An 8,090-nucleotide genomic window follows, 5' to 3' on the forward strand; every position below is an offset into this window, starting at 1 on the left:
CCCCATGTGCTACGGATACGGCCCCAGCAGGCGCTCCCTGCTCGCCGCGGGCCTCGGACTCGGGGCGGCCGCCGTCGCCGCCGCCTCCCCGGCCGCCGCCGCGGCCACCGCGCACCACCCCGGCAGGAACCGCATCCCCCGGGACCAGATCAGCATCCAGCTCTGGACGGTACGCGACGACCTCGCCAAGAACTACGACGCCACCCTCGCCTACCTGGCCGAGACCGGCTACCCGAAGATCGAGGTCGCGCTCGGCTACTTCGGCCGCACGGCCAAGCAGCTCCGTACGTTCCTCGACGGGCTCGGCATCCGGGCCAGCTCCAGCCACGACGGCCTCACCGCCGACCAGGCCGCCCTGGACACGAAGATCGACAACGCGCTGACCCTCGGCCAGTCCTTCATGGTCGTCCCCTACCTGAACTCCACCAGCCTGGACGAGTGGAAGGCGTGGGCCGAGCGCATGAACGTCGAGGCGCAGGCCGCCCGCGCGGCCGGCCTGCGCTACGGCTACCACAACCACGCCCACGAGTTCACGACCGACCTCGGAGGCGGGAAGACCCCCTGGGACGTGCTCACCTCCGAGCTCGACCCCCGCCTGGTCCACCTGGAGATCGACATCTACTGGGCGGTCACCGGCGGCGTCGGACGCGGCGCCGCCGACCCGGTGCGCTTCGCTCTCGACGTCATCCGCAGGGCGCCGCAGCGCGTGCTGCAGTTCCACGTCAAGGACCGGCACCTGGACGGCGACATGGCCGACCTCGGCACCGGGACCATCGACTTCCGGCGGATCTTCGACAAGCACCAGGTGAAGGAGTACATCGTCGAGAACGACACTCCCGACGTGACTCCCCGGCAGACCGCGGAGGTCGGCTACCGCTACCTGCGCAAGCTCCGATACTGACCACACTCGGACCCGCCGGGCCCGCCCCCGGGGCCGGGCTCGGCGTTTATTTCAGCGCGAAACCATTCAGTTCCTGCTCTCCGAGGCGCCTGAGCGGACCATGCGCATGAGCGAGCCGGCGCACTGGACCAACTCCAAGCCCAGCCGCATCTCCCACGCGGTCAGCAAGCTCGAGGAGAAGGGATGGGTGCGCCTCCTCGATCACCTCATCGAGCCGCAGTAGGCGGCCCGGGCCCGTCCCCGCCGCCGCGTATACGCGCCGTCAACGTTCCGCATGCGGGCGGGTCCTACGGTCGTGGGCCATGTCGAGTCATCGGATATCGCCGGAGCACCGGTACCCTCCCGAAGCTCCGGAGAGCGCCGTCGCCACGGAGCCGGAGCCGGAGCCGGAGCAGGCGCAGGAGGACGGCGGCGGCGTCATGGCGCTGCTCGAACGCATCGGATCCGTCGTCGTGCCGATCACGGTGGCGCTCTACGCGGTCCTCTACATCGGCGTCGAGCAGATGTACGCCGTCTTCGGCGTCAACCCGCAGCAGGTGGGCGTCGACCAGTCGGTCCTGCTCGGCCGGCTGACGAGCACCCTGGTCCTGCTCCTGCTGGTCGCCCTCCCGCTGCTCGGCGTCATCGCCGGCCTGGCATGGCTGATCGACAAGCTGACCGGCGGCGCGGCGAACAGGCTCTACCAGGGGATCAGGAAGCGGCCCTGGATCGCCGCCACGGCGGCGGCGCTGTGGTGCGGGGCGACGTACTGGGGCATCTTCCGCATCTTCGGCACGCTGGACCTGTTCGTCATGGTCGTCGTCGCGGTGGGGCTGGGCGTGCTGGCCTTCCTGATCCCGTTCCGGCTCATGCGCCGCAAACCCGTCGGGCGCGCCGGTACGAAGGTGATCGTCGGCGGTCTGACCGGCGTCGGCCTGGGGTTCCTGCTCATCCTGAGCCTCGTCGAAGGCGCGATCGACGTCCAGGAGACCGGCCAGGCCAGCGAGCTGCTGGGCGCGGTCGGCTTCCAGGACCAGTGGACGGTGGTCAAGAGCGCCGAGGACGACAAGCCGCTCTACGACGGCCGCTGGATGATGCTGCTCGGCGAGAGCGACGGCACGTACGTCATGTACGACTGCGACAAGCTCGAGACCTTCCGCAGGCCCATGGAGACCACCAACCTCAGCCGGATCCAGCTCGATCCCGAGCGCAGAGAGGGCTTCACCTGCGGCGACCTAGCCCAGCAGGACAGCGGCAACTAACTCCGGCCCATCGGAAAACACTCACACAAGGAGAATGGAATGCTCACCATCCTGCTCGGCGCCGTGATCGGCGGGGCCGTCGTGGGCGGCCTCGGCCGGCTGCTCCTGCCCGGACGCCAGGACATCGGCTGGTTCGCCACCATCGCCGCGGGCATCGTCGCCGCCGGGGTCGGCACCGGGATCGCCTACCTGTTCGGCTTCAGCGAGAAGACCTGGCTGGTGATCGTCGTGCAACTCGTCCTCGCCGTCGCCTGCGTGGCGGCCGCCACGAGCATGCTGGGCAAGAAAAGCAGGTCCTGAGGCCACGGACGCGGCCGTCGCCGGAGCATCGGGCTCCGGTGGCGGCCGTTCGCATGTGTTGAATCTGGTCACTAGTTATGCACAAGGGCGAACGTACGATCTCCGCTTGTTTCTCACGTTCTGACAGCGGAGATGTCCATGCCCGAGATCATTATCGCCGCCACGCCCGCCAACGGGCACGTGGCTCCCCTCCTCACCGTCGCCGCCGATCTGGTGCGGCGCGGTCACGAGGTCACCTTCCTCAGCGGCACGAGGTTCAAGGAGCGTGCGGAGGCCGCCGGCGCGTACTTCACGGCGCTCCCCGAGGAGGCCGACTACGACGACCGGCGGATGGACCTGGAGTTCCCCGAACGCGGCCAGCTTCCTCCCGGTCCGGTCCAGCTCGGGTTCGACGTCAAGCACATCTTCGGCGACCCGGTTCCGGCCCAGTACGAGGCGCTGCGGCGGCTGCTGGCCGACATCCCGGCCACCGCGGTGATCACCGACAACCTGTTCCTCGGGGCCCTGCCGCTCTCCCTGGCCTCCGGGCCGGACACGCGTCCGATCACCGTCAGCGTGGGCGTCTCGCCGCCGCCCCCGGCGACCGGCTGGGGCCCCGAGATCCACGTGGACGCGCAGCAGCATCTGGAGAAGCTGTTCGAGTCGGTCGGGGCGAGCCTTCCCGAGTTCGTGCTCACCAGCCTGATCGCCGTCCCCGACCACTACCTGCAGCTGACCGTCCCCGGGTTCGAGTTCCCCCATGACGACCTCCCGAGCTCCTTCCGCTTCGTCGGCCCCCTGCCGTCGGCGCCCGCCGGGGCCTTCGAGCGGCCGTCGTGGTGGAGGGAACTGTCGGACGGCCGCCCGGTCGTGGTGACGACACAGGGGACGTTCGCGAACGTGGACCTGGAGGAGCTGGTCGTCCCCACACTGCGCGTCCTGGCCGACTCGGACGTCCTCGTGGTCGCCGCCACCGCGCGGCCGGGCGGCGTCGAGGACGTGCGGAGCCTCATGGGGACGGTTCCCGGCAACGCCCGGGTGGCCGACTTCATCCCCTTCGACCTGCTGCTGCCCCATGCCGACCTCCTGGTCACCAACGGTGGCTACGGCGGGGTGCACACCGCCCTGCGGCACGGTGTCCCGCTCGTCGTCGCGGGCGTCACCGAGGACAAGCCGTTGATCGCCGCCCGGGTCGAGTGGAGCGGTACGGGCGTCAACCTGGCCACCGCGCGACCCGACGACGCCGCGCTCCGCTCGGCCGTGAACACCGTCCTGTCGACGCCGTCCTACCGCGCCCGCGCACGGGAGCTGCGCGAGGAGATCGCCGGCTTCGACGCCCTGGAGTCGATCGCCGAACTGGTGGCGGCTCGTCGAGGGTGAGCCGCGGTCACACTTCGGTCAGTCCTTGGTCACAAGGGGCGGCCTACGATTTCCCGCGGTCTGACCAGGGGTCTTACCGATGGGGGGAGGAACGATCGATCATGAGGACGGGGTTGCGGTTCGCCCTGCTGGGGCCGGTCAGGGGGTGGCGCGGTGACGCGGAGCTCGACCTCGGCGCACCCCAGCAGCGGGCGTTGCTCGCCTTCCTGCTGTTACGCGAGGGCGAGGCGGCGTCGATCGACGAGATCGTGGACGCGCTGTGGGGGGAGCGGCCGCCGGAGAGCGCGCGGGCCGTCGTGCGTACCTATGTGTGCCGGCTGCGCCGTGTCGTGTCATCCGGCGAGGACGACGATCGGGTGATCAGGTCGTCCGGTTGCGGTTACGTCATCTCCACCGGCGCGGCGTCCGTGGACTGGCACACCTTTCTCGGGCAGGTGCGGGAGGCGCAGGCCGTACGGGCTCGGGGGAATGCGGCCGAGGCGGCCGGCCTGCTGCGCGGCGCCCTGCGGCTGTGGCAGGGCCCGCCTCTGGGCGGGGCCCGCGGCGACTACGTCGACCAGGAGCGGACCCGCCTGGTCCAGCGCCGGGTCGCCGCGCTGGAGGAGCGGCTGTCGCTCGACCTGGAGCTCGGCCGGCACGCCGAGGCGAGCGAGGAGCTGGCCGAGGCCGTCGCCGCCGAGCCCATGCGCGAGCGGCTGCGCGAGCTGCAGATGGTCGCCCTCTACCGGTCGGGCCGGCAGGCGGAGGCGCTGGGCGCCTATGACGAGGTACGGCGGTTGCTCGCGGCGGAGCTCGGCATCGACCCCGGCACCGGCCTGCGCGAGCTGCACCAGCGCATCCTGCGCGCGGACCCCGGACTCGACCCGCCGGTGCCGGGCCCGGGACCGGCCGTCGCGCCCGAGCGGCCGCCCGCCCAGTTGCCCGCCGCGCCACCCGGCTTCGTGGGCAGGGAGGCGGAGCTGGCCGCCGTCCACGACACGCTCGGTCCCGGCGGGTGGACGCCGGTGGTGGCGATCACCGGGCTCGGCGGGGTGGGGAAGACCGCGCTGGCCGTCCAGGCGGCGCACGCGATGCGGGACCGGTTCCCGGACGGCCAGCTCTACGCGGATCTCGGAACGTCCGCCGGTCGCCCGGCGGACCCCGCCGAGGTCCTGGGCTTCTTCCTGCGCTCCTTCGGCGTGCCGGGGGATCGGCTGCCCGACCGGCTGGAGGAGCGGGCGGCGCTGTGGCGAACCGTGCTGGCCGACCGGCGGGTGCTGATCCTGCTGGACGACGCCGGTGACGCGGACCAGGTACGCCACCTGCTGCCGGCGGCGCCCGGCTGTGCCGCGATCGTCACCACCTGGCGGCACCTGATCGACCTGCCCGGCGCCCGCTGGATCGGGCTCGACGCCCTGCCCCCGGCGGACGCGCTGGAGCTGCTGGCCCGGCTGGCCGGTCACGGGCGGGTCCTCGGGCACCGGCAGGACGCGGTCGAGCTGGTCGATCTGTGCTCGCACCAGCCGCTGGCCGTACGCGTGGCCGCGGACCTGCTGCAGGCCAGGCCGCACTGGACGGTGCGGCAGGTCCGCATGCGCCTGGAGGACGACCTGTACCGGCCCGCGGGCGCGAACGACGGCTGCGCGCTGATCGAGGCGCCCTTGCTGCTGGCCCAGAGCCGGCTCGATCCGCAGCAGGCCACGGCCTTCCGGCTCGCCGCGCTGCCCGACTACGGCGAGCTGACGGCGGAGTCGGTCGGGGCGTTGCTCGGCCTGCCGCGACCGCGGGCCCACCGGCTGCTGGAGTCGCTGGTCGACGCGCACCTGCTGCTGGCCGGGCCGGGCGGGACCTACCGGTACCACGGCCTGGTCAAGGCGTTCGCGAGGCGGCAGGCGTGGGTGTGCGAAGGCGTCGAACAGTGCGACGCCGCGCTGAGCCGGCTGCTGAGGCACCACTCACGGCGACCGGCGGCCCTGCCCATGGGCTGAGGCACCACTCACGGCGACCGGCGGCCCTGCCCCTGGGGTGATCCGCCGTCGAGTTTGGCGGTGAGGGCCGCCCTGGCCTCGGTCCGGGAGTCGTAGAGGCGTTCCAGGGCGGCCCGCCAGCTCGACCTGGCCGCGCCGGGATCACCGGCGGCATGCCAGGCGTCGCCGAGCCGCTCCAGCACCAGAGCGTCGTGGTCGCGACCGTGCCAGCTCTGGCCGTCGCCCAGCGCCAGGGACCTGCGGTAGTTGTCGATCGCCGCACGGTGCTCTCCCAGGAGGTGATGCGCCCAGCCGATGGTGTAGAGGACGAAGCTCTGGCCGACCACGTTGGTCTGCAGCTTCAGTGACCGCCGGCTGTACGCCAGGCCCGCGCGCGGCTCGCCCAGCCGGATCAGCACCCAGCCCACCGCGTTCAGAGCGCCGGCCTCCTCGAACGGGCTCGCTCCCTCCTGGCGGGACAGCACGAGGCAGCGCCGCGCGTGGCGCAGCGCCTCCTGGTAACGGCCCTGCCGGTCGTGCAGGCGGGTCAGTTCGAGATGGACGACGGACTGGCCCTTCACGTCCCCCAGCTCGGTGAACAGGCTCAAAGCGCGCCGGTAGGCGTCGTGCGCCTCGCCGGGCAGCCCGGCACGCGTGCACGCCGACGCGAGCGCGTGCAGGGCGTGGGCGTGCATGCGCGGGTCACCGAGCCGCTCCGTGGCCCGCACCGCGGTCCGCGCCAGCGCCAGCACCCGCTCCGCGGGGCGCATCAGGATCAGGTACGTATGCGCCGACCAGGCCAGATGCGCGACATGGTGATCGAGCCCGAGCCGGGCGGCGTGCTCGACGGCGGCGAGGACGGCATCCTCCTCGGCGCCGAACCAGGCCAGCGCCTGGACCGTGTCGTCGATCGGGTCCGGGGCGACGCCGTCCCGCGGCTCGGGGAAGGGAATCGTGTTCTGGCCCGGTTTGATCAGCTCCGAGCAGCGGTGCGCCGTACGGAGGTAGTGGTCCAGCAGCCGGTGCAGGGCGGCCGTGACATCGTGATCCGCCTCCTCCTCGGCGGCCGTCTCGGCGGCGTACGCGCGGATCAGGTCGTGGAACGTGAAGCGGCCCGGCACGTGCTCGGTGAGCAGGTGGGCGGCGGTGAGCTCCAGCAGCGGCGGGCGCACGCCGGAAAGGCTCAGGCCGGCCAGTCCGGCCGCGGCCGACGCGCTGATGTCGGGCCCCGGCGCGGTGCCGAGCAGCCGGAACAGCCGGGCCGCCGCCGGGGTGAGCGCGCGGTAGGACCAGGAGAACACCGCCTGCGGGGCCGCCGTCGCGTCGAAGCCGGTGAAGCCGTCCAGGTTGCCGCGCGCCTGGCGCAGCTCGGCCGCGATGGACGCCAGCGTGAAGGACGGGTGGGTCAGCGCGTGGGCGGCGACGGCGACCAGCGCGAGCGGCAGCCCGCCGCACAGGGACAGGATCCGGGCGGTCGCGTCCGGCTCCCCCTCCACCCGCGCCGCGCCCAGCCGGGCACGCAGCAGGTCGGCGGCCTCGCGGGCCGGCAGCGGTTCCAGGACCAGCGGGTGGGCGTTGTCGAGCCCGTCGAGCCGGTTGCGGCTGGTCACGATGACGAGGCAGCCGGGGGACGCGGGCAGCAGCGGGCGTACCTGGCGGGCGTCCCGGGCGTTGTCGAGCAGCAGGAGCATCCGCCGTCCGGCGACGCGGTCGCGGAACAGCGCGGTCCGCGCCTCCACGTCGATCGGGATCTCCTCCGCGGCCACGCCGAGGCCGGCCAGCAGCGCGTCCAGTGCCTCACCGGCGCTCATCGCCTGGTCGCTGGGGTGGAAGCCGCGCAGGTTCAGGAACAGCTGCCCGTCGGCGTAGTGGTGGGCGACCTGATGCGCCCAGTGCACGGCCAGGGTGGTCTTGCCGATGCCGCCCATGCCGCAGATGACCCTGACCTGCGCGGCGTCCGGCCCGGCGTGGTCCTCCTCCAGGGACGGCAGCTGCGCCAGCTCCGCGTGACGCCCCTCGAAGACCGGCGGATCGGCGGGCAGCTGAGCGGGCCTGGCCACGCTCGCCCAGGCTCCGGGCTGGATGGGCCTGATCGTGCTCGGCCGCGCTGTGGGCCCGGCGGGCCCGGTCATGGTCGCGTGCGCCCCGTGGGGGCCCGGACGGCGCAGCACGTCCTCTCCCGCAGCCGTCAGCTCCGGCCCCGGGTCGATGCCCAGATCCTCGGCCAGCCGGGCGCGGACCTGGAGATAATGGTCGCTGGCCGCGCTCCGGCGGCCGGTCGCGGCCAGCAGCTGAACCAGCCGGGCCTGCAGCAGCTCGTCCAGCGGCTCCCGCTCGGCCGCC

At 72.8% G+C, this 8,090-nt stretch carries 6 protein-coding genes; 5 read left to right on the forward strand and 1 reads right to left on the reverse strand.

Annotation, left to right across the window (positions count from 1 at the left end; all coding sequences use genetic code 11):
* The first annotated feature begins 4 nt into the window (after positions 1-4).
* From ACWDX9_RS22080 to ACWDX9_RS22100, 5 genes are all read left to right on the forward strand, one after another.
* Positions 5-901, forward strand: a complete 897-nt coding sequence (locus tag ACWDX9_RS22080) for a sugar phosphate isomerase/epimerase family protein (protein ID WP_364244965.1) — start codon at positions 5-7, stop codon at positions 899-901.
* Positions 902-1,203: 302 nt separating this feature from the next.
* Entirely contained in the window at positions 1,204-2,142 is a 939-nt protein-coding gene (locus ACWDX9_RS22085) for a hypothetical protein (protein WP_449956851.1), read from the forward strand.
* Between the two features lie 39 nt (positions 2,143-2,181).
* Positions 2,182-2,442, forward strand: coding sequence for a GlsB/YeaQ/YmgE family stress response membrane protein (locus ACWDX9_RS22090; protein ID WP_350723358.1), 261 nt, complete (start codon positions 2,182-2,184; stop codon positions 2,440-2,442).
* Positions 2,443-2,580: 138 nt separating this feature from the next.
* Positions 2,581-3,801, forward strand: a complete 1,221-nt coding sequence (locus ACWDX9_RS22095; RefSeq protein WP_449956855.1) for a glycosyltransferase — start codon at positions 2,581-2,583, stop codon at positions 3,799-3,801.
* Positions 3,802-3,902: 101 nt separating this feature from the next.
* Positions 3,903-5,768: a BTAD domain-containing putative transcriptional regulator gene (locus ACWDX9_RS22100; protein WP_449956858.1), complete on the forward strand. Its 1,866-nt coding sequence runs from the start codon at positions 3,903-3,905 to the stop codon at positions 5,766-5,768.
* Between the two features lie 8 nt (positions 5,769-5,776).
* On the opposite strand, the gene ACWDX9_RS22105 is transcribed toward ACWDX9_RS22100, so the two are convergent.
* A partial coding sequence (locus ACWDX9_RS22105) for an ATP-binding protein (RefSeq protein ID WP_449956861.1) occupies positions 5,777-8,090 on the reverse strand: 2,314 nt, incomplete at its 5' end.

This window comes from Nonomuraea sp. NPDC003201, from assembly GCF_053590415.1.

What these genes read in the sequence shown, in the direction of transcription:
- ACWDX9_RS22080 (WP_364244965.1), top strand. Translation starts at nt 5, where the DNA reads ATGTGCTACGGATACGGCCCCAGCAGGCGCTCCCTGCTCGCCGCGGGC.
- ACWDX9_RS22085 (WP_449956851.1), top strand. Translation starts at nt 1,204, where the DNA reads ATGTCGAGTCATCGGATATCGCCGGAGCACCGGTACCCTCCCGAAGCT.
- ACWDX9_RS22090 (WP_350723358.1), top strand. Translation starts at nt 2,182, where the DNA reads ATGCTCACCATCCTGCTCGGCGCCGTGATCGGCGGGGCCGTCGTGGGC.
- ACWDX9_RS22095 (WP_449956855.1), top strand. Translation starts at nt 2,581, where the DNA reads ATGCCCGAGATCATTATCGCCGCCACGCCCGCCAACGGGCACGTGGCT.
- ACWDX9_RS22100 (WP_449956858.1), top strand. Translation starts at nt 3,903, where the DNA reads ATGAGGACGGGGTTGCGGTTCGCCCTGCTGGGGCCGGTCAGGGGGTGG.